A 23007-nucleotide genomic window follows, 5' to 3' on the forward strand; every position below is an offset into this window, starting at 1 on the left:
TTCATTGTCTCCCCTGGCGCAGCCGACGGCATTGGCCGTCAGGAGGGGACACGGTGCACGACGGCTCATTCGGTGAGCAGCTCATGTGGGTGCTGCCCTTCGGCTACCTCGGGATCGTCTCGTGGGGCTTCTGGCTGGTGCGCAAGATCCTCGCCGCCACCGCCCGTCCCGTGCGGAACGCCTTCCGCACGACCACGACCGTCGTCGTCCCGTCGTTCCACGAGGACCCCGACGTGCTCGTGCGATGCCTTCGCACCTGGGTGCGACAGGGGCCGTCGCGCATCATCATCGTGCTCGACCTCGCCGACGTCGAGGCCCAACGGCGCATCGAGGCCCTCGGCATCCCGGGCGTCGACGTCGTCATGTTCCCGCACCGGGGCAAACGGTCGGCCCTCGGCGTCGGCATCCGGATGGTCGACACCGAGCTCATCGTGTTCGTCGACTCCGACACGGCGTGGGACGAGGGCATGCTCGCCGCCGTGCAGATGCCGTTCATCGATCCGGCGGTCGGCGCCGTCAGCACCCGTCAGAACGTCTACCTGCCGCGATCGAGCGTGTGGCGCCGCGTCGCGGACTGGATCATCGACCTGCGCTACACCGACTACGCCCCCGCGATGGGACGGTTCGGGGGGATCATCTGCGCCTCGGGTCGTACCGCCGCGTACCGCCGCACCGTGATCCAGCCGCGCGTCGAAGACCTCGAGCACGAGATCTTCTTCGGGCGCGAGTGCGTGGCCGGAGACGACGGCCGGATGACGTGGCTCGTGCTGTCGCAGGGATTCCGCGTCGCGCATCAGGACAGTGCGCGGGCTCTGTCGATGTTCCCCGGCACGTTCCGGGCGTTCGTGAAGCAGCGGGTGCGATGGAGTCGGAACTCCTACCGCTGCTATCTCACGGCGATCCGGCACGGTTGGGTGTTCAAGGTGCCGTTGATCTCGCAGATCACGATGATGCAGATCCTGCTCACCCCGTTCACGATGTTCGTCGCCCTCGGTTACATCGCGCTCTCCGTGCGTTCTTCCCACCCCTGGCTCGCCCTCGGACTGGCCGTGCTGTGGTTGTTCGTCGGTCGCGGCATCCGCGGCATGTCGCATCTGTGGCGGCGGCCCGAGGACATCGTGCTTCTCCCGCTCGTCACCCTCGTGATCATCCTCGTGGCGCTGCCCATCAAGGTCTACGCGCTGTTCACGATGAACAAGCAGGGGTGGCTGACGCGTTCGGCGGATGCCACGGGCGGCGAGGGCCAGACCGAGGCGAGCCTCGGGGGCGAGGGGCAGTCGGCGGCGAGCGTCGGCCTGTCGAGTGCGGATGCGCACGCTGAGGCGGCGACCGGCGAGGTGAGCCGTGGATGACGATGGCGCGCTGACGGCGGAGGAGCGCGGGGACGCCCGGCCCGGCATCCGCGGCCCGGTTCGAGTGGCCATGGTGGTCGTCGTCGTGGTGCTGGTCGTGGGGGTCGTCCTGACGGGCAACTTCGTGCACACCGGCACGTTCCTGCCGTGGGTGGACGCGGCCGCACAGTCCGACACGCCCCTCGTCGCGCCGTCTCCGTCGGGCTCGGCGGGTTCCGTCGATTCGGAGAAGACGAAGACGCCTGCCGAGAGGGTCGCGGCGGAGGACGCCCGGCTCTCCGCGGTGGCCGCGCTGCCCGCGGGCGATCCCGCTCTGCTGGACACCTGGAACACCGTGGTGCTGGCTCCTCGCAACGGTCAGCAGACGGGTTACCTGTTCGGCGACCTCGTGGCCCTCGGGGCCGTGCGCGTCGACGACGACACGACCGCGACCCTCGTTCGCAACGTCGTCATCCGCGCGGGCGCCGAACTCGACCTGTATCCGAGCGCAGCTCAGGGCACGGACACCCTGCGCCTGCTCAGCACGGCGGACACCACCACGAGCATCGTGGGCTGGGGCGGCATCCTCGCGATCGGCGGAACAGTCGACCACCCCGTCACCGTGACCAGCTGGGACGACACGCTGGCCGCACCCGACGCCGATCAGAGCGACGGTCGCGCGTACATCCGCGTGCGCGACGGCATCCTGGGCCTGGTGTCGACACGTCTCTCTGATCTCGGCTTCTGGAGCGGTCGCACGGGCGGAATCTCGATCACGGGGAGCGGCAGCGGGTCGATCGCCGCGTTGCAGGACGTGACGACGACGGGACTGCACTATGGGTTCTTCGGGTCCGACACCACCGGCATCAAGATCTCCGATTCCCGCTTCGACGATTCGACGCTGACCGGCGTGGAGGTCACGAACGGCGCGAGCGACACGACCATCGAGAAGACGAGCATCACCGGGTCCGGGGGCGACGGGATCGCCGTCTCGCGGCAGTCGAGCGCCGTCACTCTCGACGACGTCACCGTCGAGGGATCGGCCGGGTGGGGTGTCCGGGTCGACGGAGCCGCGCTCGCCGACGGACCGACGACCGGCGGTTACGGTCTCACCCCCTCCCAGGGGCTCACGCTCACCGAGTCCCGCATCTCGGGCAATCGCGAGGGCGGTGTGCGGGTCATCTCGACCGACGACACCGAGATCCGGCGCACCACCGTCGACGAGACGCGCACGGCCGTCCTCATCGAGGGGCCCTCCACGGGGCTGACCGTCACGAACGCCGATCTGTCGTCCGCAGATCTGCGCGGTCTCGACATCTCGGGCGAGATCACGGATGCCACGGTGTCCGACTCGCGCGTGGTGGGCCGCCGTATCGCGCTGGAGTTGACGCGCGCGGCCGTCATCGTGCGCGGCAACGACATGACCGTGGCATCCGGATACGCGGTCGAACTGGCTGAGGGAGCCCGCGCCGACATCACCGGCAACGTGCTGCGCGGCGTCGGACAGGACGCGGTCGCCCTCTGGTCGGGGGCGCGCACCATGCAGGCCGACAACGATCAGTCCGCCTGGACGTTCCAGTGGGCATGGGTCGGGTGGATGAACGAGCATCCGATGATGTGGATGTGGGCCCTCGTGCTGCTGATCCCCGCGATCGGCGTGCCCGTGCTGTGGCGTCGCCGTCGCGAGCATCAGCGCTTGCGCGACCTGCTGCGTGAGGCACTGCTGCGCCACGGTGAGGAGCAGATGGCCGCCTACCCGGGAGGCGTCGTCGAAGCGGCGCGCCCGGTCGACGAGGAGCCGGCGGAAGTGGGCGCTCCTGTGCTCGTCGGAGCGACGTCTCCGACGCCCGCCGGTGTCGCGGGCTCACGCATTCCGCGGGGTCCGGGATCGTGGACGCCGGGGGAGCGGTTCGCGACGGCGGAGCCGGTTGCGACCCCGCGTGGTGGGGTCCGTCCGGGGCGCGTTCGGCCCCGATCCTTCGCCGATCTGCGGACGGGGCCCCTGGAGGGGCGCACGTTCGCCTCACTCCAGGACTTCGCCGTCGCGGCGGTGCGGGAGGGCGGTTACTCCGTCACCACCATCGCGCGCCTGTTCCGGATACAGCAGTGGCGTCTGCAACAGTGGGTCGACGAGGCCGATCGCGCCTCGCGTGAGACGGGAGTGAGCGCGTGAACGACGCACCGGAGGCGGATCGCCTCGACGAAGTCCTGCGCACCTTGGCCTCTCGCGTGCGCCGCATGCGCGAGGAACGCGATCTGTCGATCACGGCCCTGTCCTTCGAGGCGGGGCTGTCGGAGTCGCGGGTGCGCGCACTCGAAGCCGGTCGGACGACGGCCTCGCTGGCGACACTCGTCGCCCTGGCCGAGACCTTCGAGGTCGACGTCGCCGAGCTCTTCGCCGACCCGGTACGCGCTGCGGCACCGGCCGAGCCCGCGAGCGCCTACGTCGTTCCCAGCGAGGTCATCTGGGGCGGCGAACTCCCTCCGGCGCCGTGGATGCCCGAGGCGAAAGCCGCGCCGGCGCCCAGCCCCTACGTCGTGCCCAGCGAGGTCGTCTGGGGAGGCGACCTTCCGCCCGCGGCCTGGACGACGGCCGTGGCGGCACCGGCGATGCCGGAGGCGACCTCGGGCGCACGCCCCGCGCCACCGGCGGCGACCCCGACCGAGAAGACGTGGGGAGGCTCGCTTCCGCCCGCCCCGTGGACTGCTCCGGTACCGGCACCGCCCGTGGCCTCCGTCAGCGTGCCCGTGTCGAGCCACGTGCCCGCCGGAGTGATCGACGCGGGTCGCGGGGACACCGCCTCGCACGCCACGTCCACCGCGGAGTCGGTGCACCGCCGTGCGGCCGCCCACGGGGTCGAACAGATGTCGCCGTACGTCTTGGTGGCGCAGGGTCAGACCCCGCCCCGACAGCCGCGAACGTTCGCCGACCTCCGCGAGGGAGTGCTCGCGGGTCGGGAGTTCCGTTCGCTCCGCGAGTTCGCGATCGCCGCAGTGGCCGAGGCGAACCATTCCCCCGTCGCCGTGGCGCGGGTCTTCCGCCTCCCGGTGTGGCGTCTCGAGGAGTGGGTGCGCGAGGCGGGATACGTCGCGACCCGCTGAGGCGCCCCCCGAATGCCGCCGGGGGACGCACGAGGTGCGCGCCCCCGCGACGTGTCGGCGCCGGGGCGATCAGAGGGCGCGGAGCTTCTCCAGCAGGGGAGCTGCGACCTCGTCGACGAACCGCTGCTGCTGAGCGTCGCCGACCTGCACGATGGCGATGTCGGTGAAGCCGGCGTCGATGAACGGGCGCACGCTCTCGGCGAGCTCATCGAGATCGGGACCGCATGCGATGGAATCGGCGACGTCCTCCGGGCGCACGAACTGCGACGCCCCCGCGAATCCGGCCGGGGTCGGCAGGTCGGAGTTGACGGCCCATCCGCCGGCGAACCACCGGAACTGATCGTGCGCGCGCTCGATCGCGGCGCCCTTGTCCGGGTCCCAGCTGATGGGGATCTGGCCGATCTTGCGGGACTCGCCCTCGTGGTGCTCGTCCCATCCGGCGATGAGGTCCGCTTCGGGTTCGGTGGTGATGAGGTGGTCGCCCAGTGGGGCGAACCGCTTGATGGAGTGCTCGCCCGACACAGCGACGCCGATCGGGACCCCGCCCTCGGGAGCGTCCCAGACGCGAGCGGAATCGACGCGGAAGTACTCGCCGTCGTAGGTCACGAGGTCGCCCGTGTGCAGGGCGCGGATGATCTCGATCGCCTCGACGAGCATGTCCTGACGCGCGTGCACCGCGGGCCACCCCTCTCCGACCACGTGCTCGTTCAGGTTCTCACCCGAACCGAGGCCGAGCGTGAAGCGCCCGTCGGAGAGCAACTGCAGGGTCGCGGCCTTCTGAGCAACAACGGCCGGGTGATACCGGATCGTCGGGCAGGTGACATAGGTCATGAGTTCGACATCGGTGGTCGCCTGCGCGACCGCGCCGAGAACCGTCCACGCGTAGGGGGCGTGCCCCTGGCTGGTGAGCCACGGCGAGTAGTGATCGCTGGAGACGAGGAAGTCGTAGCCGGCGCGTTCGGCGCCGACGGCATAGTCAACGAGGGCCTTGGGGCCGCTCTGCTCGGTCATGAGGGTGTAGCCGAATCGCGTCATGCGGCCACGGTAGGTGCGATCTCGAGGGGGATCGCCGGGGTTGCGCCGACACCTCGGATGCGGCAGGGAACGACGACGGGCCCGCGGCGGTTGCCGCGGGCCCGTCGTCGAAGCGTCAGTCCTCGGGGGCGTGGATGACCTTCTCGCCGTCGAAGGTCTCGCGTTCCTTCTTCTTGTCATCGTTGCGGGTCTTGCGCAGGCTCGCGATCGTGGCGACGGCGACGGTCGCGGCGATGAACAACAGCGAGAACCAGATGGGGATCTCGGGCACCCACAGCAGCGGCTCGCCGCCGTTGATGAAGGGCAGCTCGTTGACGTGCAGGGCGTGGAACACGAGCTTGACGCCGATGAAGGCCAGGATGACGGCGAGGCCCTGGGCGAGGTAGACCAGGCGCTCGAGCAGGCCGCCGATGAGGAAGTAGAGCTGACGCAGGCCCATCAGAGCGAAGGCGTTGGCGGTGAAGACGATGTACGCCTCGTTCGTCAGGCCGTAGATCGCGGGGATCGAGTCGACGGCGAAGACGAGGTCGATGAAGCCGATCGCGATGATGACCAGCAGCATCGGGGTGACGAAGCGCTTGCCGTCCTTCTTCACGGTCAGCTTGTCTTCGCTGTACTCCTCGGTGACGGGGAGGACGCGGCGGACGAACCTCATGAACTTGCCGTTGGCCGGGTCGCTCTCGCCGTGTGCGAAGGCCTGGCGGTAGGCCAGGAACAGCAGCAGGGCACCGAAGATGTAGAAGATCCACGAGAAGTTCTCGATGAGGGCGGCGCCGACGGCGATGAACGCACCGCGCATGATCAGCGCGATCACGATGCCGACCATCAGCACCTTCTGCTGATACTTCTTCGGCACAGCGAAGCCGGTCATGATGATGAGGAAGACGAAGAGGTTGTCGATCGACAGTGCCTTCTCGGTCAGGTACCCGGCGAAGTACTCACCACCGTAGGTCCAACCCGACACGACGCCGATGCCGACGCCGAACAGGAGCGCGAGCCCGATGTAGAAGGCGGACCAGCGCGCGGATTCGCCGATCGTCGGCTCATGCGGCTTGCGCACGTGCGCGAAGAACTCGAACACGAAGAACGCGATGGTGACCGCGATCGTGATGATCCAGATGAGGGGGGTGACGCCCATGGCGACCTCCAAGGGAGATAGGTGTACGACAAGACACCAAGGTCTCTTCCGCCCCGGCGAGAGGGCCGACGTCCCGGGCTCACGATGGCGTGGTCCGTATTGACGAGATCGTCGCGGTGGGAGTACTCCCCTTGTTGAGAGCGATTGTACGGGATGCCGCTGTGCGCTGCGGGGCTGGACGCTGAGAGTCCCGTTGTGGTAGCTCGCTCAGCGCCGGGGTGGGCCGACGACGACGTCGACCAGCGCCAGCATGTCGGCGGAGTCGAAGTGCTCACGGCTCAGCGCGCGCAGGATCACCGCTCCGAGGAGAGCATCGGCGGCCGCTTCGAGACGCGGACCGCCGGCGTCGCCCATCGCTCGTGACAAGCGGTCCATCAGTGGCGCGGCCAGGATCTCGGATCGCAGGCGCCGACCGGTTTCGGCGCTGCCGGCGGAGGCGGCGACGAGGGAGCGCAGCAGTCCTTCTCCGTCGGCGCTCGCGCGCAGGGTGAAGATCTCGGTCAGCCACGTGGCCAGGTCGGCGCGCGGGTCGCCGGTGTCGGGGACCTCGCGCTGGGGTCCGAGCAGTCGTCCCTCGAGAATCGCTTCGGCGAGCACATCGCCCTTGCTCGGCCACCAGCGGTAGATCGTCTGCTTCCCCACGCCGGCGCGGCGCGCGATGCCCTCGATCGTCAGGTGGTCGTAGCCGTGCTCGGCGAACAGGGCGACGGCCGCGTCGAGGATGGCCAGGCGCGCGGCTTCGCTGCGGATCGGGCCACTGCGCGGAAGTGCCATGACACACATTCTGGACGATGTCGAACGGGATCGAGACGAGACGGTGCGTGTTATCTTAGCCCCACTGGTCGGAGCCGACGGTGCTCCTGCGTGCGCACCGCACGAGAGGAACACCGCATGGCCGAATTTCTTCACCGTCTCGGGACTTTCGCCGCTCGGCGCGCGTGGACGGTCATCGTGGCCTGGGTGGTCATCCTCGGCGTCGTCGTCGGCGGCTTCCTGATCGGATTCAAGGGCCTGAGCTCGAGCTTCGACATCCCCGGCACGGCATCCGGCGACGTCATCGCCGAGCTCGAGGGCGAGTTGCCCGACTTCGCCGGGGCAGCGGGAGCGGTCGTGTTCCGCACCGACGACGGTTCGGCCCTCGACGACGCGCAGAAGAGCGCCATCAGCGCGCTGGTCGCCTCCGCCGGCGACCTCCCCGACGTGGCGCGCGTGACGGACCCGTTCTCGGCGCAGCAGCAGCTCGACGACCAGCGGCAGCAGGTCACCGACGGTGCTCAGCAGCTCGAGGCGGCACGCGCGCAGCTCACCTCGGGCCAACAGCAGCTCGACGCCGGCACCGCTCAGCTCGACGCGGGCCAGCAGCAGCTCGACGCGGCGCGCGCGCAGCTCGAAGCGGCGCCCCTGCCGGAGGCTCAGAAGACCGCGCAGCTGTCGGCACTCTCTGCGCAGCAGAGCCAGCTCGACCAGCAGCGCGCCGCGCTCGGCGACCAGCAGACGCAGCTGACGGACGGTCAGGCGCAGCTCGAGGCGCAGCAGACCCAGCTCGACCAGGGCTCGGAGCTGCTCGGATTCGCGGATGCCGTGCGACTGGTGTCCGAGGACGGCTCGACGGCCATCGTCAACGTGTCCTTCAGCGAGCCCCGGCTCGAGCTCTCGGAGGAATCGAAGCAGGCGGTTGTCGCCCACTTCGCCTCGGACCCGGTCGACGGCGTCGACGTCGCGTTCAACACCGAGATCTCGCAGGGGGTGCCCGAGATCCTCGGCGTCGGCGAGGCGATCGGTGTCGCGATCGCCGCGATCGTGCTGATCGTCGTGCTGGGCTCGCTGCTGGCGGCGTCCTTCCCGATCATCACGGCGCTCGTGGGTGTCGCCATCGGTGCCATGGCGACCCTGTCGTTCTCGGGTGTCGTGCAGATGGCATCCGTCACCCCCATCCTCGGAGTCATGCTCGGCCTCGCCGTCGGCATCGACTACGCGCTGTTCATCCTCTACCGTCACCGCCGGCAGGTCCTGCAGGGGGCGGACGTGGTCGAGTCGATCGGCCTCGCCAACGGCACCGCGGGAAACGCCGTGGTCTTCGCCGGCACGACGGTCATCGTGGCGCTGCTGGCCCTGAACATCACCGGCATCCCGTTCCTGGGGCTGATGGGCACCGCGGGCGCGGTCAGCGTCCTGGTCGCCGTCCTCATCGCGGTCTCGCTCACTCCCGCGCTGCTGGGTCTCGCGGGGCTGCGGATCCTCAGCCGTCGCGCCCGCGCCCGCGTCGCCGCGCTCGACGCGGCCGAACACCCGCGCCGCGCCGCCCGCACGGGAGTCGCTCCGACGGATGCCGAGGAGCATCCGCGCCGCGCCGCCCGCACCGGTTCGATCCCCCTCGTCGGCACGCCCGTCGCACCCATGTCGACCGTGCGGGCGGTCGTCACGATGCTCGTGGCGACCCTCGCCCTGCTCGTTGTCGCCATCCCCGCGCTGTCGATGCGTCTGGGACTTCCCGACGGCGGCTCGGAGGCGGAGGACTCGACCGCGTACCAGGCCTTCACCTGGACCGAAGACGCGTTCGGCGCCGGAGCGAACGCTCCTCTGCTGGTGACCGCGGCGCTGCCGGCTGACACGGCCGAGGCCGACGTGCAAGGCATCCAGCTCGACGTCGCCCGCGAGCTCTTCGCTCAAGACGACGTGGTGGCCGTGGCGCCCGTCGCCGTGTCGGAGGACCGCCGTCTCGCCGCCTTCCAGGTGATCCCCGCCGAGGGGCCCAATGCGGAGTCGACCGATCGACTCGTGCGCGATCTGCGCGCCATCCCGCCGGTCGATGGAGACATCGTGCTCGGGGTGGCCGGGGCCGCGGCCATCAACATCGACATCTCCGAGGGGCTCGCCGACGTCCTGCCCATCTACCTCGTCGTCGTCGTCGGGCTGTCGTTCCTCATCATGGTGGCGGTCTTCCGTTCGCTCCTGGTGCCCTTGATCGCCACCCTCGGGTTCGTGCTGTCGTTGTTCGCCACCTACGGGGCGGTGACCGCCGTCTTCCAGTGGGGCTGGCTCGGCGAGGTGCTCGGAGTCCACAACCCCGGGCCGATCCTGAGTTTCCTCCCGGTGATCCTGGTCGGCATCCTGTTCGGGCTCGCGATGGATTACCAGCTGTTCCTCGCCACCGGTATGCGCGAGGCCTGGGCGCACGGCGCCGCTCCGCGACTCGCGGTCGCGCAGGGCTTCCGGGCGGGACGCACCGTGGTCGCCGCGGCGGCGATCATCATGATCGCGGTGTTCTCCGGCTTCATCGCCTCCGATTCCGTCATCATCAAATCGATGGGGCTCGGGCTCGCCCTGGGCGTGCTGTTCGACGCCTTCATCGTGCGCATGCTGCTGATGCCGGCCCTCATGCACGTGCTCGGCGGAGCCGCGTGGTGGCTGCCGAAATGGCTCGACCGCATCGTGCCGAACGTCGACGTGGAGGGCTCGGCGCTCGAGCGCCGGCACCCGTCGCACCGCGGCGTCTGAGCATCCGCGGCCGGGGGTGCGCAAGCCCCGGCCGATCCCCTCGCGCGGAGGGGAGGATGCGGTCACGACCCGTATCGAGGAGGACGACGATGACCGATCGCGAAGAGACCCAGGACGCTCCCGTCATGGACGGCGCCACCGACGCCGGAGTCGAGGAGAAGAAGGACGGCGCGCGTGAGCAGCGGGCGGCGGACGCTGCGGTGCAGGACGACGACCCGGCCCAGCAGGACCTGAAGGACGACCTGCGCAGCATCAAGGGCTACGGCGAGGACCGCTGAGCCGGACGACGACCCCCGTCCGGAGCCAGGTGGGGGACAGGCTCGACGGGCGGGAGTCGTCGCGGACGCCGAGACGAGGCGTCATCCGCGCCGGCGATGCCGGGGCCGGGTACAGAAACAGTACGCCCGGCCGCCGGCTGTCCTGCCGGAATTCAGCCAATCCGAAGGCGGCGCCGAAGGGTTTCGCGCACACGCCAGGTGGACTGACGCACGCGGTGCCGACGTCGGGCGCGCCGAAGCGTGAGCCCCCACCGCGCGAGCACGGCGTTCTCGTCGTATGCGCGGGCGCGGTCGCGCGCACGACGCCGCATGCGTTGCAGAGATGCGGCGTCGAGGGAGGAGGCGGCGACGAGGGCGTCGGCGAGCGCATCCACGTCACCGGGGGGAACCAGCCACCCCGTGCTGCCGTGAGCGATCAGTTCACGAGGCCCATACGCCACGTCGTAGGCGATCGGGAGGCAGCCCGCCGCCATCGCTTCGGCGACCACGAGCGAGAAGGCCTCCGATCGGCTGGTCAGCAGGAGGAACCCGGCCGACGCAAGGGTGTCCCGGGCCCCGGGCTGGAATCCTCGTAAGCGGACTCCCTCTCCGGCGAGCCGTTCGAGAGGAAGGCGTGCGGGGCCGTCGCCGTAGATGTCGAGGGTCAGGTCGCCCAGGCGGGAGCGGGCACGGGCGACGGCCTCGATCGCATCCTCGACCCGCTTGATGGGTTCGAGGCGAGCGATCACCGTCGCACCCGATCGCGGCCGATCGAGGTCGGCTTCGGGGATCGTCACCGGATGCGGAACAGCGGCCAACAGGGGGAGCACCCCCACCTCTCGTCGGACGTCGCCCGCCTGGCGTGCGGTGCAGAACACGACGGCGTCGAACGCGCTCAGGCGCGAGAAGACCTCCGCACGCGAGGGGCGGATCGAGGTGCCGTCGTCGGCGAGGTGCGAGCCGTGCACCACGTGCAGCACCGTGACGCCGGGCCGGCGGTATCCCGCCGCGAACCGCGCCATCGCCTTGCTGTCGACGAGCAGGAAGGAGGGTCCGCCGGCGGTGAGCCGGTCGAGCCACGCCGCGTAGAGCTCACGCACCCCCCGCCACGCCGACCGAGGTGCACCGGTCGCGTCGCACGTCACGATCACGCGACGTACGCGTCCGGAGGCGTGCGGTACGTCTCGCCGGTCGCTCGCGGCAAGGGTCCCGTCCGGGCGCAGATGGTCGATCTGGGCAACGGCACCGGTGGCATCGGTGCGGATCCGTCGCACGAGCGTCTCGCCGGAGTGCTCGGCATCCGCGTCGACTCCGAGGGGGGAGAAACCCGCTCCCGTGCCGACGGCCCGACCCCGCAGCTCGTTCTCGCGCAGCCAATCCCAGAGATTGGTCAGTCGCACCCCGTCGGCGAGGGCTCCGCGACGAGCGAGCTCGGCGGCCACCGCCACCCGGTCGTCGCGATCGTCGCAGGTGAGGACGTTCACCGCCGTCTTCCCGAGCCCGGCGAACAGCCGCGAGCGTTGGAACAGCGCCGCGGTGAGACCGCCGTAATCGCGTGGAACGCCCCAGGTCAGGACGAATTGCCGGCCGGCGGGGAGAAGGGAACCGCGGGCCATCACGCGTCGTCGGTGGGGATCTCCCCGGCGGCGATCGCGTCGGCGTAGGTGCGGATGTCGGGGCCGGGCTCGTAGTCGATGAAGCGATCCTTGATCCGGGCGTTGATCTGGGCGAAGGCCTCGTCCGACGAGATCCCCTCGCCCTCGCGTGCCACGGCGACGACGGCCTCGCGCAGCACCTTGTCGGCGTCGTCGAGGATCTTCTGGCGGGCCGGCTCGTTCCAGCGGATGTCCGAGGTTTCCATGGCGACACCCTACGGCGGCTGCAGCGGGGCGGACGCCGGGGTTGCGTCGCACGGAGGCCTGTGCGGAGCAACCCGCCTCCGCGCTCACGATGAGGCCGCGAGGATGGGCGGATGTCGACGGATGCCGTGCCCCCACGCGACTCGAAGACGCCCGGTGCCCGGGCGCGGAACCTGGGGTGGTGGGTGCGCGATTACGGCTACGCGCTCGCCGCTCAGCGACGGGCGGCCTTCGGCCGGTCGCTCCCCGATGGGTTGACGGGCGGAACCGGCACGCCGATCGTCCTGCTGCCGGGCATCTATGAGACCTGGCGCTTCCTCGAACCCCTCGCCCGCGTGCTGCACGACAGGGGCCACCCCGTCCACGCGGTGACCGAGCTCGGCGACAACCGTCGACCGATCACGGAGCAGGCGCGCCGTCTGGGCTCTCTCCTCGAGAGGAGGGGCCTCGACGACGTCGTGCTGGTGGCGCACAGCAAAGGTGGCCTCATCGGCAAGCACCTGATGGCGTTCAGCCCGCTCGGCGACCGCGTCAGGGCGATGGTGGCCGTAGCGACGCCGTTCGGCGGCTCGCGCTACAGCAGGGTCATGCCGACGCCCTCCTTGCGCGCCTTCGCGTCAGGAGACGCCACGATGCGGGCGCTGTCCGCGGCCGTCGAGGTCAATGCGCGCATCGTCTCGATCTACGGCGTCTTCGACCCGCACATCCCGGAGGGCAGCGAGCTGGCGGGCGCACGCAACGTGCCCTTGTCCACGGGCGGCCATTTCCGCGTGCTCGCCGATCCTCGCGTGGTGGAAGAGGTCGTCCGCGTGGCGGAATGATCTCTCCGCCCGCGTGGTGGCCGTCACGCGGCGTCGGGACGGGCGACGGGCGGTCCGGAGACGGTGTCGGATGCCGCGGACGAAGCCCGGGCGATCATGCAGCAGGTGTCGCCGGCGTCGGCGCACGAATCAGCGACGGCGCAGCGCATGCGAAGGAGGAACGCCGTCACGGCATCGGTCTCGCTCTCGGTCATGCCGCGTGTGGCCTGCATCATTCGCGCGTGCATCGCGGTGAGGGTCTCGCGCATCTCGTCATCCGCGTGGGTGGTCGTGGAGACGAGCACCTTGCGGCGGTCCACGGGGTGCGGCGTGCGGGTCAGGTGACCTGAGCGCTCGAGGCGGTCGAGGAGGGCGGTGACCGATGCCGTGGACACGCCCAGGTGACGGGCGAGATCGATCGGGGTCACGTCGCGGTGGGCACTGGCCGCGCGCGTGAGAAAGCGCAGGACGAGCAGTTCGCTCTCGCCCATCGCCATCGAGTCCTGCGTGCGTCGGCGCATCGTCATCTCGGCCGCGCGGTACGACCGCATGGCCTCCATGATGCGCGCTCCGCGCTCGTCTTCACGGTTCTCGCTGTACCAGTACGAGGGCGGTGACGGATCTTCGATCGTCATCTGATTCCTAATATCTCGCTTGCCTATTCGCTAGTCTAACTAGTAAGTTCTCAAACGAGCAACGAGCAGAGGGGTACATCATGGCGAAGCTCTACTACGGCACGACGACCGAGCCGATCAGCATCGACGACCGCATGTTGGCGCACGTCAAAGTCGTGGTTGCCACGAAACTGCGACGTGGCGAGAGCTTCACGCTCTCGTGGATCCACGGCGCGGACGAGCCCGCCGGCCGATCGACGATCTGGCTGCAGCCGTCCATTCCGCTGCGATTCGTCTTCGACTCCGAGCAGCCGGAGGCCCTCGACCAGAACCTCCTCAAGCGCATGGCGAACGACGCCAACTCCTCGCGAGGGCTGAGCCTCGACATCCCCGTCGACGAGCCGGCCCAGGCCGGCTCCGCCACCCGTCCTGCTTCGCAGGGTGCCAAGTCGGCTCGGTCGCTCGCTCGAGCGGCCTGAGCGGGTTCGAGGGGGCGGTCGGACGGGACCTCGAGTGGTCCTGTCTTCGTCGCACCCCGATCTGTCGCCGAACGACGTCTCCCACCGAGGAAAGAGAGCAATGAACCCTCCTGCCACGTGGGACCTCCCCACGGAACCGATCTCGATCGTCACCGCGGAAGAACTCGAGGCGCTCAGTCCCCGGTGACGTCTCCGTCGATCGGCGGAGTCGCGTGCTCGCTGCGGATGCGGATCGTCCCGAGGGCGAAGAGCATCGTGCCGATCGCGAGCAGGCCCAGCTTGGGCTCCGTGGGTGAGTCGGCCGGGAAGAAGAGCGTGGGAGCGGCCAATACCGCCGCCGACGCGACGCAGAGGAAAACGGCCACCGGGCGATGCGCCGAACGTTTCGTCATGGTGCTCCCTCCGGTTCGCCGCTAGCCTAGCGAGCCGCCGGGGCGGAGGCACGGTCTCGCCGTTCGGGTGCCGTGACCGCGAAACCGTGCCTCCCTGAGCAGCCGGTCGGCGGGTCGGGAACCTGGGGGAGAACCGTTCGCGCCGCTGCTCGAGGTCGAGCATCGCACGTCGCGCAGGCGGTCTGAGAGGCTGGCTGAGCGTTATCACCCGTCGATGCATCAGAGATCATCAGACGCTGGCGGCGGTTCGCTCGCGGAGAAGAAGGTGCGGGCAGAGCGTCGGCATCTTGCGTTTGCGGCCCCCCGGCTCGCATGCGCCGCGTTCGCTCTGCCCGCTGAACCAAGCATCCGACGTCGCGTGGGCAGACTGAAGCCCAACGGCCCGGAAATCACCCTGACGGCCGAACACCTCACCACGCGGGGCGGGGCGACGGGGCGAAGCGATAGTGTGGCCGGGCGCCACCCGGGAGGACCCATGACTGAAACCGTCGAGCGGCCCGTCTCGGGAGTCCGTCGAGACGCCCCCCGTCGGCCCGCTCTGTTGGCGAACGTGGGCGCTGCCGCCGCATTCGGTAGCGCCGCCCTCATCTGGTTGTGTCGTGCCTGGGATCCGAGCGTGCAGTACGTCAGTCAGTTGGGCGCGACCGCGATGCCCACGGCGCCGGTGTTCAACCTCGCGCTGCTGCTGCTCGCCATAGCCGCGGTGTTGGTGGACCGCGCGCTCGTCGCGCGACCGGTGGGCTACGTCGTGGGATGGCCGGTGGCGACGACCCTGCTGATCTGCGGGCTCTGCTTCGGCGTCGCCTCCGTCGTCACATGCTCGCCGGGTTGTCCCGTCCCTTTCACTCCCGGCTCGCTCCCTCAGGATCTCCTGCACATCACGTTCGCTGTGTTGGGGTTCGTCCTTGCGATCGTCGCCATGGGGCAGGTCGCGGTGATCCGCCGTCGTCCCTGGATGCGGGCGACGAGCGTGATCACTCTCGTCGCAGTCGGTGCCACCTCCTTCACCGGGGCGATGATCGCCCTCTTCCGCGGAGACACCGCGCTGGGCGGGAACCTCGAGTTCACGGCCGCGACACTGGCGATCGCCTGGTTCGGCGTGTTCGGACTGCAGGTCGCCGCCGACCATCGCCAGGCCGTACGCCGGGGCACCTCGGTCTGAATCGGTCCGCCGAGCGATTACCGTGGCTCGCGTGCGACTTCACCGACTTCGACGGGTGCTGACCTGGCTGCTGTCGTTCGCCGCGCTTCTGGTCATCCTCGCGGTGCTGCGCGGTGCGGGTGTTCCGCTATCGCTGCCGGGAGTGCTGATCGTGATCGCGGCGCTGGTCCTCGCACGCGTCGTCATCGGACGTGCGCGCCGCCGGCGCCGCGACCGTGCGATCACTCCACGTCGGTCTCGATGAGACCCCAGGCGTGTGCGGCGCGGATCGCACTCGACCTGTCGGAGACCTCGAGCTTGCGGTAGAGACTCTGCAGTTGGGTCTTGACCGTGTTGGGGGAGACCACCAGCGCTCGAGCGATGTCCGCGATGGTCGAGGTCGGCGTCAACTGCGCCAGCACGACCTGCTCCCGGCGCGTCAGGTGCGGAACGCTCACCGACGACGCGAAGAACGAGGCGCGCTTCTCCACCTGCTCTCGTGCCGTCGGTGACAGCATCCGCAGCACGAGGGCACGATCCTCCGGAGCGACCGCGCTCCACGGACTCCACAGGCCATAGCGCATGCTCAGTGCCTCGGCGCGCTGGACGGCCGAGCGGTGCGCGGCCACGCCGTTCAGACGAACGTCGGCGACGATGCTGACGACCAGGCTCTCCAGAGCTGCCCGCGGTGACGGCTCATGGTGGAGACCCCACTTCACGCTCATCACGAAGGCCTCGTGGGCGCGCCCGGCGTACAACTGCGAGAGCGCGATCGCCGGAGCGGTCGTCGACGACAGAGCGAACGGCCCTTCGAACAGAGCCAGTGCTTTGCGCGCCTGACGCAGGGCGATCAGCACCCGGGCGCGCGCGGTGAGGATCTGCGTCGACTGGAAGTGCGAGGGCGGCGTGCTGCGCGCGCGTGCGGTCCACGAGCGGAGCAGCCCGAGCGCATCGGGCGCCGCCTCGGACAGCAGGTAGGACTGCACGTGTACGGCCGCGGCGTAGGGCCAGAGCTCGCGGGCGCCCGCACTGGCGCTGACGTCGTCGAGGATCGATCTCGCAGCGGGGGCATCCCCCTCTTCGAGGAGGAGCCACGCGGTCGCGATGCGCATGCCCTCTCCCCAGGGCGAGGCCGCCCAATCGTCCTCGGCGCTCTGACGCGCGATGTTGCGAGCCTCGGCGACATCGCCCTCCATCAGGGCGATGATCGCGCGGGCCCCCCGGGCGCGGAGTCTGCGGGCGGGGGGAGCGACCCTCTCGGACTGGGCCAGGGCGAGACCGGCGTCGCGCAGCTTGCCCATCGCGAACGAGGTCATGGCCACCTGGTACCACCCCTCGGCGGTCGCGTCCGAACCGGATTCCGAGGACCGGCGCAGCGCGTCGGAGAGCAGGGAGGCGGCTTCGGTCGCCAGCGCGAAACGGCCGGCCGCCCGCAGGATCCCGACGCGGAGGATGAGCGCTTCGACATCGGTCGATGAGGCGCTCTTGGCGTCGGGCAGCTGCGTCAGCACCCGGACGGCGGCGGTCGGGGTCTCGGCCGAGCAGGCGGTCTGCGGATCGAGGGCGAGCAACGCGTCCATGGTCCGCGGAGTCAGCGGTGCCGTCGTCCGCAGCACGCCGACCAGTCGGGAGAAGGCCGCCTTGTCGCGCGCCCAGATCTCGGGTCCGGAGGACCGCAGGATCGAGGCGAGCATCTCCCACCGTTCCGCGTCGGCTGCCATCTGCGCGGCTCGCACCTGCTCCCCGCCGCGGACGAGGTGGTCGAGCAGCTTCGACTGGGCGGAGCTGACGAGATCGGGCTTCCGGGTGCCGATGTCGCGGAGCCACTGCTCCCTGACCGGCTCCGCGAGGGTCAAGCGCGTGGCGCTCGGCCACATGAACCCCGCACTCTGCAGTTCGCTCAAGAGCTCGCGCACCGAGCCGACGGTCGGATCGATCCCCAGCGCGTCCGCGAGGGGCACGGTGACGTACGGGGCGACCGCGAGCAGTCGGACCTCGTCGGTGATGACTTGCGACAGGCGCTCCTCCATGTCGGCCGTCAAGGTCGCTCCGGCATGCTCCGCCGCGACGATGGCCTCCTCCCGAGTGCGCAACGGCAGGCCCTCGAGCCGGAGACGTGCGGCGACGAGCTGGCACAGCGCCGGCCAGCCGTGAGTGCGCTCGACGAGGGTCTCGACCCCGACCTCCGTGCTCTCGACGCCGTTGAGCGCGAGAACAGACGCCACCTCCTCCTGCGACATCAGCAGGTGCGGGGCGGCGACGACCTGCACGTCGAACTCGAGAGCGACCAGCGGGCTCTCGAGCCCTGTCGCCTGGCGGGTGGCGACGACGATGCGAAGGGCCGTGTCGGCACGCAGGAGCGCGAGGACGTCGTCGGTGGTGAGTCCCTCGGCCTCGTTGAAGTTGTCGATCAGCAGCACGTGCAGGCTCGGTCCGTCAGAGAAGGCGTCGAGGACGCGCGAGAGTTCCTTCGCACCGGTCACACCGCCATCGATGAACTGCACGCCGCGCTCCGTATCGTGCTCCATGGAGGCCGCGAACTGGCGCAGCAGCGAGGTCTTTCCGACGCCGGCGGGTCCTCGCAGGAGCACGACGTCGCTCGACATGGCCTCGCTCACGCGGTCGATCGCCTCGTGGCGCGTCGTCCAGAATCGGCTGGTCCGGCGGATCGCACGGATGCCATCGGGCGCTGTCTCCACATCGATCAGCATGAGTACCTCCAGGTTGTCGCGACGTCGGCGCTCTCGGGCGAGCGCGATCTCCACGCGGCGGTGTGCCGTGCGTGTCGAGATGATCCTCGGGGTGATGCGGCATCCGATCCGTCGAAACGGCGATCTTTCATCCCCCTTGTCATCCCCTCATCACCCCCTGTTCTTCACCCTTTTTTCTCACCCCTCGGGCGGTCCAGCCGGTGGGTCGGCGGTGCTGCGCAGCGCGGGACCCTGTCGGCAAGCGGGGCTACGCGGACGCGGTGGCTGATCGGCGAGCGCGGCCTTTCGCCCGTCGCCGCGGTGCGACGGCGCGCGCCAAGACGTCTCGGAGTCATGCCTATGCTGCGGCGACCCGGCGGTGTCTCCGCCGCATCGCGAAAGGCGGATCCGAGTGGACATGCAGAAGGTCGTGCGCATCCTGCGCGCCTACTGGAAGGCGATCGTCGCCTTGACGATCGTGGGGAGCTTGGCGGGGTTCGCCTGGAGCGCCGTGCAACCGCGCGTCTACACCGCCGACGCCAGCGGGTACGTCGCGGCCACCTCATCGGACGGGTCGACGGGAGCAGCGCTCGCCGGAGACCAGCTCGCGCTGTCGAAGGTCAAGTCGTTCGTCGACATGGGCTATTGGCGCAGCGTCGCCGAGTCGGCGCGGCAGCGGTTGGGGGTCGATGACAGCCCGGAAGACCTCGTGCAGCGCATCCACGTGTCCAATCCGGTCGACACCGTGAACATCCGGGTGGATGCCACGGGATCGACACCCGAGGCGGCCCGCGATCTCGCCGAAGCCTGGATCCACGGGATGACCTCCGAGGTCAACGGATTGGAGACGGGCGGGAACGGCGAAGGCGCCGTTCGCCTGATCGCCGGCGACTCCGCGCGCCTCCCCGACGCTCCGTCGTCCCCCAACGTGAAGCTCGACGTGCTGATCGGGGGGCTGCTCGGCGCCGTGGCCGGTGTCGTCTTCGCGCTCGTGCGCCGGGCATTCGATCGCAGGCTGCGCAACGCCCGCGACGTCACCGACGCCGTCGACGCGTCGGTCGTCGGCGTGCTCCCCGTCGACAAAGACCTCGCCGGAGGTCGAGCGGTCTTCTCGTTCGACGACATCAAGGACGGTCGGGGGTCATTCGCCCACAAGGAAGCGATGCGCGAACTGCGCACGAACCTCCAGTACGTCGACGTCGACCGCCCCGCTCGCATCATGGTGATCACCAGTCCGCTCCCCGGAGACGGCAAGTCCACCACCGCGGCGAACCTGGCCGTCAGCATCGCCGCCACAGGGCAGTCCGTCGTCTTGATCGACGCCGACCTGCGGCGACCGGTGTTGGGCGGCATCTTCGGCTTCTCCGACGACGTGGGGCTCTCGGATGTCCTCGCCGGCCGTGCGCAGATCGAGCAGGTTGCACATCAGGTCGACGAGCACGGGCGTCTGTTCGTGGTGGCAGCCGGGCGCACGCCGCCCAACCCCACCGAGATGGTCGGGTCGCAGCGCATGCAGACGCTGACGCGCAAGCTCGCCGAAGACCTCGTGGTGATCATCGATTCGCCGCCCACGCTGGCTGTGGCGGACGCGGCCGTCATCGCGAGCTGGGCGGACGGGGCCGTGCTGGTCGTCACGGCCGGTCGCACGACCGACGACATGCTCACGCGCGCGACCGAGAACCTCGCCAAGACCCGAGGGCGCCTTCTGGGCGTCGTACTGAACCGGATGCCGCTGCGCGGCGCGGACTCGAGCTACTACGGGGCCCAGTACGGCGGCTACTACGGCTATGGGGCGGCGGCGTCGACGCGCGGACCGTGGTGGCGCCGGTGGCGTCGGGTGCCCGCGGAGACGGTGTCCCTGCCCGACGAGGAGGCCGCGTCGCGTCGTACCTCCGGCGGCCTCCCGCCGGAGAACGTCCAGGGTCTGCGCACGCTTGCTCATCGGAGGACGGCGACGGTGTCGGCGGGTGAGCCGGCTGGTGATCCCGCCCCGGTCGGCGCTCGTTCCGGTGCCGAAGACTCGGCGCACCTGCGCCGCTCACGGGGGAAGTGAGACCGCCGCTGCAGTGAACCGACGAAAAGAAGGGGGGCGCCGATCCGGTGGATCGGTGCCCCCCTTCTCGGTCAGTGCGCAGTGTCGCCCGGAGCCACCACCGCCTTGAACGTGCGAGCGAGGATCACGATGTCGCCGACGAGCGACCAATTCTCGACGTAGAAGAGGTCGAGACGGATGGCGTCGTCCCACGCGAGCGCGGATCTTCCGCTGACCTGCCAGAGTCCGCTCATCCCCGGCCGCACCATGAGCCGGCGGTGGGCGTCGTCATCGTAGAACTCGACTTCCGCGTCACGCTGCGGGCGCGGGCCGACGAGGCTCATCTGCCCCCCGAGGACGTTGAAAAGCTGCGGCAGCTCGTCGAGCGAGTACTTGCGCAACCAGCGCCCGACAGGTGTGATGCGGGGGTCGTTGTCGATCTTGAACAGGGGAGTGCCTTCGCGCCCCTGTTCGGCGAGCAACTCCTGCAGTCGCGCGTCGGCTCCGTCGATCATGGATCTGAACTTCAGCATGCCGAAGTGCGTGCCACCCTGTCCCACGCGCTCCTGGCGGAAGAAGACCGGTCCGGGCCCCGAGGCGCGAACGAGCAGGGCGAGCACTGCGAAGACCGGAGCGAGAGCGAGCACGAGCACACCGGCTCCGGCGATGTCGAAGGCGCGCTTGAGGACGCGCTGGGTGGCGGAGAACTGCGGCGTCTCCACATGCACGAGCGGCAGTCCTGCCACCGGCCTCGTGTGGAGCCGAGGGCCGGCGACATCGATGAGGTTCATCGCGACGATGAGGTGGTGTCGGCCGGGGTCGAGGCTCCAGCCGATCCTGCGGATGTCTGCGGGCTGGAGGACCGCTCCGCCCGAGACGAGCACGCTGTCGGCACCGGACGTCGCCAGACATTCGCGCAGGGCGCTCGCCTCCTCGTCCGACCACGCGGGGCCCGATCCCGTGCGCGAGAGGGCGATGACTCCCACGACGTGGAGGCCGGCGCTCGGCTGGCGGGAGAGTTCGCCGGCGACGCGCTCGTTCTCGTCTGCGGCTCCGACGAGCACCACCCGCGTGCTCATGGCCCCCGCGGCGCGACGGCGGACGAGCCATCGCCGACTCAGGAGCCGCCCGCACAGAAGGCCGGCGGTGCCCAGAGGGAGGCTCAACAGGAAGTAGCCGCGCGAGAGCTCCGCGTCGCTCAGGTAGGCCACGATCGAGACGAGCCCGAACATCTGCATCGACGCGGCGAGGATGAGGCGGTACTCGGCTGCTCCGTAACCGATGACGCGTGGCTGGCGAGTACCCCAGAGGAACAGGGCCGCCAACCAGGCCGCCGCGAGACCGATGGACACCGCCGTATAGGTGACGGGCGCGGATGCCACGTGCACCGGGTCCGGGCCGAGCCAGACCACCTGCGCGCCGAAGACGGCCGCGGCGATCACCGCGGTGTCGACCGCGGCCACCACCCGGGAGTACTTCTTCTGCCAGGACGCGCGCACGCCCCTGCGGGGCCGGGTGAACTTGTCGGGCTCGACGGGTGAGGCGACGAGTGAGACGGAAGGGTTCATGCATACTCCGCAGTCCATGCCCGGTGGCCGATGATCCCCCCACCGCCCCGGGATGGTTTCGACGGTGGGCGCGGGGACTCTGCCACGCTTCGCGGTCGCTCACGACCGGGGGTCCGGGTGCTGGTGCGGGGTGAAGCCCGTTCCCTGGAGGGCTCGGCCCTGCGGTGGTGCGTCCGCGTCGGGCGGCTCGCCAGCCGCCCGCGCCACACATAGCCCTCGCGATCACCCCTGCGGCGGCTCGCCTCACCATGCCTCGGCGACCTCGCACACAGGCACTCGAGAATGACGTAGGCATGTTTACATGTCTATGTGGGGGTGATGCACCGATCAAGCTTTACCTATGACCGATGCGCCCGACCCCTGGTCCGACTTCGTCCGCGAGCTCGGCATGCGCATATTCCGCGCCCGCTCCGAACAGCACCTCTCCCAGGAGCAGGTCGCGCACGCGGCGGGGCTTGCCACCTTCACATACCGGAAGCTCGAGAAGGGCGAGTCCAATCCGGGCACTTCCGCGAACCCGCGTCTGAGAACGATCGTGGCCGTGTCCGAGGTGCTCGGGGTGCCGCTGCAAGACCTCATTCCGACCCCGCCGAAGGGGCTGCCTCCCGAACGGTGAGGGCAGTGTCGGAGGTCTGTTGTTCACTGTGTGCGTGCCCGCCGATGTTCGGGTCGCCGAGTTCTGCGGCGACCCCGAGAGAGAGGTGTCTGGCATGGCCGCTGATGATCGATTCGCCCGCGAGGTGAAGACCCGACGGTGCCCCTACGAATGGTGCGTCACTGCGCACGGGGCGACGGCTCACCCCGACGACGAGGATCATCGCAGCGCGGGCCGCGGGTTCCGTGCGTGGGTCCGTGACGGTTCGGGGCGGGGGACGGGGATCCTGAGCGACGTCGAGGTCGGCGCGCTCCGGCGCTCCGACGACGATCGCACGTGGGTGGTCGTCGAGACAGGCGCGGGGATCGCCCTCGCTCTCGATGCCGACGCGGCTCGGTCCCTCGGGCGTCGGCTGACCGACGATCTCGGGCCGACGGGCGTCCTGCGATCCGTCTTCGACGACCGGTGATGCCGCT

At 69.9% G+C, this 23007-nt stretch carries 21 protein-coding genes; 12 read left to right on the forward strand and 9 right to left on the reverse strand.

Annotated features, from left to right (window positions below):
* Positions 1 to 53: 53 nt before the first annotated feature.
* From M3667_RS06215 to M3667_RS06225, 3 genes are read left to right on the forward strand one after another with little or no spacing between them, the layout of a single operon-like run.
* On the forward strand, positions 54 to 1352 hold the full coding sequence (locus M3667_RS06215) for a glycosyltransferase (protein WP_251506392.1): 1299 nt from the start codon (positions 54 to 56) through the stop codon (positions 1350 to 1352).
* Positions 1345 to 3504, forward strand: coding sequence for a right-handed parallel beta-helix repeat-containing protein (locus M3667_RS06220; RefSeq protein WP_251506394.1), 2160 nt, complete (start codon positions 1345 to 1347; stop codon positions 3502 to 3504). The genes M3667_RS06215 and M3667_RS06220 overlap by 8 nt, the downstream gene beginning before the upstream one ends.
* Positions 3501 to 4433, forward strand: coding sequence for a helix-turn-helix transcriptional regulator (locus tag M3667_RS06225; RefSeq protein WP_251506397.1), 933 nt, complete (start codon positions 3501 to 3503; stop codon positions 4431 to 4433). Before M3667_RS06220 ends, M3667_RS06225 begins: the two co-directional genes overlap by 4 nt.
* Before the next feature lie 69 nt (positions 4434 to 4502).
* Here M3667_RS06225 and M3667_RS06230 read toward each other — a convergent pair whose 3' ends face one another.
* The 3 genes from M3667_RS06230 to M3667_RS06240 form a co-directional block, all read right to left on the reverse strand.
* Positions 4503 to 5468, reverse strand: a complete 966-nt coding sequence (locus M3667_RS06230) for an LLM class F420-dependent oxidoreductase (RefSeq protein WP_144829621.1) — start codon at positions 5466 to 5468, stop codon at positions 4503 to 4505.
* A gap of 115 nt (positions 5469 to 5583) precedes the next feature.
* Positions 5584 to 6606, reverse strand: coding sequence for a TerC family protein (locus tag M3667_RS06235; RefSeq protein ID WP_251506399.1), 1023 nt, complete (start codon positions 6604 to 6606; stop codon positions 5584 to 5586).
* Positions 6607 to 6813: 207 nt separating this feature from the next.
* Complete coding sequence (locus M3667_RS06240) at positions 6814 to 7380, reverse strand: TetR/AcrR family transcriptional regulator (RefSeq protein WP_251506402.1); 567 nt, start codon at positions 7378 to 7380, stop codon at positions 6814 to 6816.
* A 117-nt stretch (positions 7381 to 7497) separates the two neighbouring features.
* Here M3667_RS06240 and M3667_RS06245 point away from each other — a divergent pair, with 117 nt between their 5' ends.
* Together M3667_RS06245 and M3667_RS06250 are read left to right on the forward strand one after the other, a co-directional pair.
* Entirely contained in the window at positions 7498 to 10104 is a 2607-nt protein-coding gene (locus tag M3667_RS06245; RefSeq protein WP_251506405.1) for an MMPL family transporter, read from the forward strand.
* Positions 10105 to 10193: 89 nt separating this feature from the next.
* Positions 10194 to 10382: a hypothetical protein gene (locus M3667_RS06250; RefSeq protein ID WP_144829610.1), complete on the forward strand. Its 189-nt coding sequence runs from the start codon at positions 10194 to 10196 to the stop codon at positions 10380 to 10382.
* 152 nt (positions 10383 to 10534) lie between these two features.
* Here the strand turns inward: M3667_RS06250 and M3667_RS06255 are convergent, their stop codons facing one another.
* Together M3667_RS06255 and M3667_RS06260 are read right to left on the reverse strand one after the other, a co-directional pair.
* A complete protein-coding gene (locus M3667_RS06255; protein WP_251506408.1) occupies positions 10535 to 11977 on the reverse strand; it encodes a glycosyltransferase in 1443 nt (480 codons plus the stop codon).
* On the reverse strand, positions 11977 to 12222 hold the full coding sequence (locus M3667_RS06260; RefSeq protein WP_251506410.1) for a hypothetical protein: 246 nt from the start codon (positions 12220 to 12222) through the stop codon (positions 11977 to 11979). Before M3667_RS06260 ends, M3667_RS06255 begins: the two co-directional genes overlap by 1 nt.
* Before the next feature lie 111 nt (positions 12223 to 12333).
* Here M3667_RS06260 and M3667_RS06265 point away from each other — a divergent pair, with 111 nt between their 5' ends.
* Positions 12334 to 13041, forward strand: a complete 708-nt coding sequence (locus M3667_RS06265) for a triacylglycerol lipase (RefSeq protein ID WP_251506413.1) — start codon at positions 12334 to 12336, stop codon at positions 13039 to 13041.
* Positions 13042 to 13064: 23 nt separating this feature from the next.
* Here M3667_RS06265 and M3667_RS06270 read toward each other — a convergent pair whose 3' ends face one another.
* Positions 13065 to 13655: a MarR family winged helix-turn-helix transcriptional regulator gene (locus M3667_RS06270; RefSeq protein WP_251506416.1), complete on the reverse strand. Its 591-nt coding sequence runs from the start codon at positions 13653 to 13655 to the stop codon at positions 13065 to 13067.
* Positions 13656 to 13735: 80 nt separating this feature from the next.
* Here M3667_RS06270 and M3667_RS06275 point away from each other — a divergent pair, with 80 nt between their 5' ends.
* Positions 13736 to 14113: a hypothetical protein gene (locus M3667_RS06275; RefSeq protein WP_251506420.1), complete on the forward strand. Its 378-nt coding sequence runs from the start codon at positions 13736 to 13738 to the stop codon at positions 14111 to 14113.
* Positions 14114 to 14286: 173 nt separating this feature from the next.
* Here M3667_RS06275 and M3667_RS06280 read toward each other — a convergent pair whose 3' ends face one another.
* Positions 14287 to 14505 carry a hypothetical protein gene (locus tag M3667_RS06280; protein ID WP_251506422.1) on the reverse strand — a complete coding sequence of 73 codons (219 nt, stop codon included), beginning with the start codon at positions 14503 to 14505 and terminating at the stop codon, positions 14287 to 14289.
* A 475-nt stretch (positions 14506 to 14980) separates the two neighbouring features.
* On the opposite strand from M3667_RS06280, the gene M3667_RS06285 reads away from it, so the two are divergent.
* Together M3667_RS06285 and M3667_RS06290 are read left to right on the forward strand one after the other, a co-directional pair.
* Positions 14981 to 15667 carry a DUF998 domain-containing protein gene (locus M3667_RS06285; protein ID WP_251506425.1) on the forward strand — a complete coding sequence of 229 codons (687 nt, stop codon included), beginning with the start codon at positions 14981 to 14983 and terminating at the stop codon, positions 15665 to 15667.
* 31 nt (positions 15668 to 15698) lie between these two features.
* Entirely contained in the window at positions 15699 to 15911 is a 213-nt protein-coding gene (locus tag M3667_RS06290) for a hypothetical protein (RefSeq protein ID WP_251506426.1), read from the forward strand.
* Here the strand turns inward: M3667_RS06290 and M3667_RS06295 are convergent.
* The gene (locus M3667_RS06295; protein WP_251506429.1) at positions 15889 to 18357 is read right to left on the reverse strand and encodes a LuxR C-terminal-related transcriptional regulator; all 2469 of its coding nucleotides are present in this window, start codon (positions 18355 to 18357) and stop codon (positions 15889 to 15891) included. The genes M3667_RS06290 and M3667_RS06295 overlap by 23 nt on opposite strands.
* Positions 18358 to 18754: 397 nt before the next feature.
* Here M3667_RS06295 and M3667_RS06300 point away from each other — a divergent pair, with 397 nt between their 5' ends.
* Positions 18755 to 20389: a polysaccharide biosynthesis tyrosine autokinase gene (locus tag M3667_RS06300; protein ID WP_251506542.1), complete on the forward strand. Its 1635-nt coding sequence runs from the start codon at positions 18755 to 18757 to the stop codon at positions 20387 to 20389.
* 71 nt (positions 20390 to 20460) lie between these two features.
* Here M3667_RS06300 and M3667_RS06305 read toward each other — a convergent pair whose 3' ends face one another.
* On the reverse strand, positions 20461 to 21936 hold the full coding sequence (locus M3667_RS06305; protein WP_251506431.1) for a sugar transferase: 1476 nt from the start codon (positions 21934 to 21936) through the stop codon (positions 20461 to 20463).
* 340 nt (positions 21937 to 22276) lie between these two features.
* Between M3667_RS06305 and M3667_RS06310 the strand changes: the two genes are divergently transcribed.
* A complete protein-coding gene (locus M3667_RS06310) occupies positions 22277 to 22552 on the forward strand; it encodes a helix-turn-helix domain-containing protein (RefSeq protein WP_251506433.1) in 276 nt (91 codons plus the stop codon).
* 94 nt (positions 22553 to 22646) lie between these two features.
* On the forward strand, positions 22647 to 23000 hold the full coding sequence (locus tag M3667_RS06315) for a hypothetical protein (protein ID WP_251506436.1): 354 nt from the start codon (positions 22647 to 22649) through the stop codon (positions 22998 to 23000).
* Positions 23001 to 23007 lie beyond the last annotated feature (7 nt).

Source organism: Microbacterium sp. P26 (assembly GCF_023712585.1).
Taxonomy (GTDB): domain Bacteria; phylum Actinomycetota; class Actinomycetes; order Actinomycetales; family Microbacteriaceae; genus Microbacterium; species Microbacterium algihabitans_A.

Bases quoted from the DNA above. Each gene is read 5' to 3' on its own strand.
- M3667_RS06230 (WP_144829621.1), bottom strand. From the start codon at position 5,468: ATGACGCGATTCGGCTACACCCTCATGACCGAGCAGAGCGGCCCCAAG.
- M3667_RS06235 (WP_251506399.1), bottom strand. From the start codon at position 6,606: ATGGGCGTCACCCCCCTCATCTGGATCATCACGATCGCGGTCACCATC.
- M3667_RS06240 (WP_251506402.1), bottom strand. From the start codon at position 7,380: ATGGCACTTCCGCGCAGTGGCCCGATCCGCAGCGAAGCCGCGCGCCTG.
- M3667_RS06245 (WP_251506405.1), top strand. From the start codon at position 7,498: ATGGCCGAATTTCTTCACCGTCTCGGGACTTTCGCCGCTCGGCGCGCG.
- M3667_RS06250 (WP_144829610.1), top strand. From the start codon at position 10,194: ATGACCGATCGCGAAGAGACCCAGGACGCTCCCGTCATGGACGGCGCC.
- M3667_RS06255 (WP_251506408.1), bottom strand. From the start codon at position 11,977: ATGGCCCGCGGTTCCCTTCTCCCCGCCGGCCGGCAATTCGTCCTGACC.
- M3667_RS06260 (WP_251506410.1), bottom strand. From the start codon at position 12,222: ATGGAAACCTCGGACATCCGCTGGAACGAGCCGGCCCGCCAGAAGATC.
- M3667_RS06265 (WP_251506413.1), top strand. From the start codon at position 12,334: ATGTCGACGGATGCCGTGCCCCCACGCGACTCGAAGACGCCCGGTGCC.
- M3667_RS06270 (WP_251506416.1), bottom strand. From the start codon at position 13,655: ATGACGATCGAAGATCCGTCACCGCCCTCGTACTGGTACAGCGAGAAC.
- M3667_RS06275 (WP_251506420.1), top strand. From the start codon at position 13,736: ATGGCGAAGCTCTACTACGGCACGACGACCGAGCCGATCAGCATCGAC.
- M3667_RS06280 (WP_251506422.1), bottom strand. From the start codon at position 14,505: ATGACGAAACGTTCGGCGCATCGCCCGGTGGCCGTTTTCCTCTGCGTC.
- M3667_RS06285 (WP_251506425.1), top strand. From the start codon at position 14,981: ATGACTGAAACCGTCGAGCGGCCCGTCTCGGGAGTCCGTCGAGACGCC.
- M3667_RS06295 (WP_251506429.1), bottom strand. From the start codon at position 18,357: ATGCTGATCGATGTGGAGACAGCGCCCGATGGCATCCGTGCGATCCGC.
- M3667_RS06300 (WP_251506542.1), top strand. From the start codon at position 18,755: ATGCAGAAGGTCGTGCGCATCCTGCGCGCCTACTGGAAGGCGATCGTC.
- M3667_RS06305 (WP_251506431.1), bottom strand. From the start codon at position 21,936: ATGAACCCTTCCGTCTCACTCGTCGCCTCACCCGTCGAGCCCGACAAG.
- M3667_RS06310 (WP_251506433.1), top strand. From the start codon at position 22,277: ATGACCGATGCGCCCGACCCCTGGTCCGACTTCGTCCGCGAGCTCGGC.
- M3667_RS06315 (WP_251506436.1), top strand. From the start codon at position 22,647: ATGGCCGCTGATGATCGATTCGCCCGCGAGGTGAAGACCCGACGGTGC.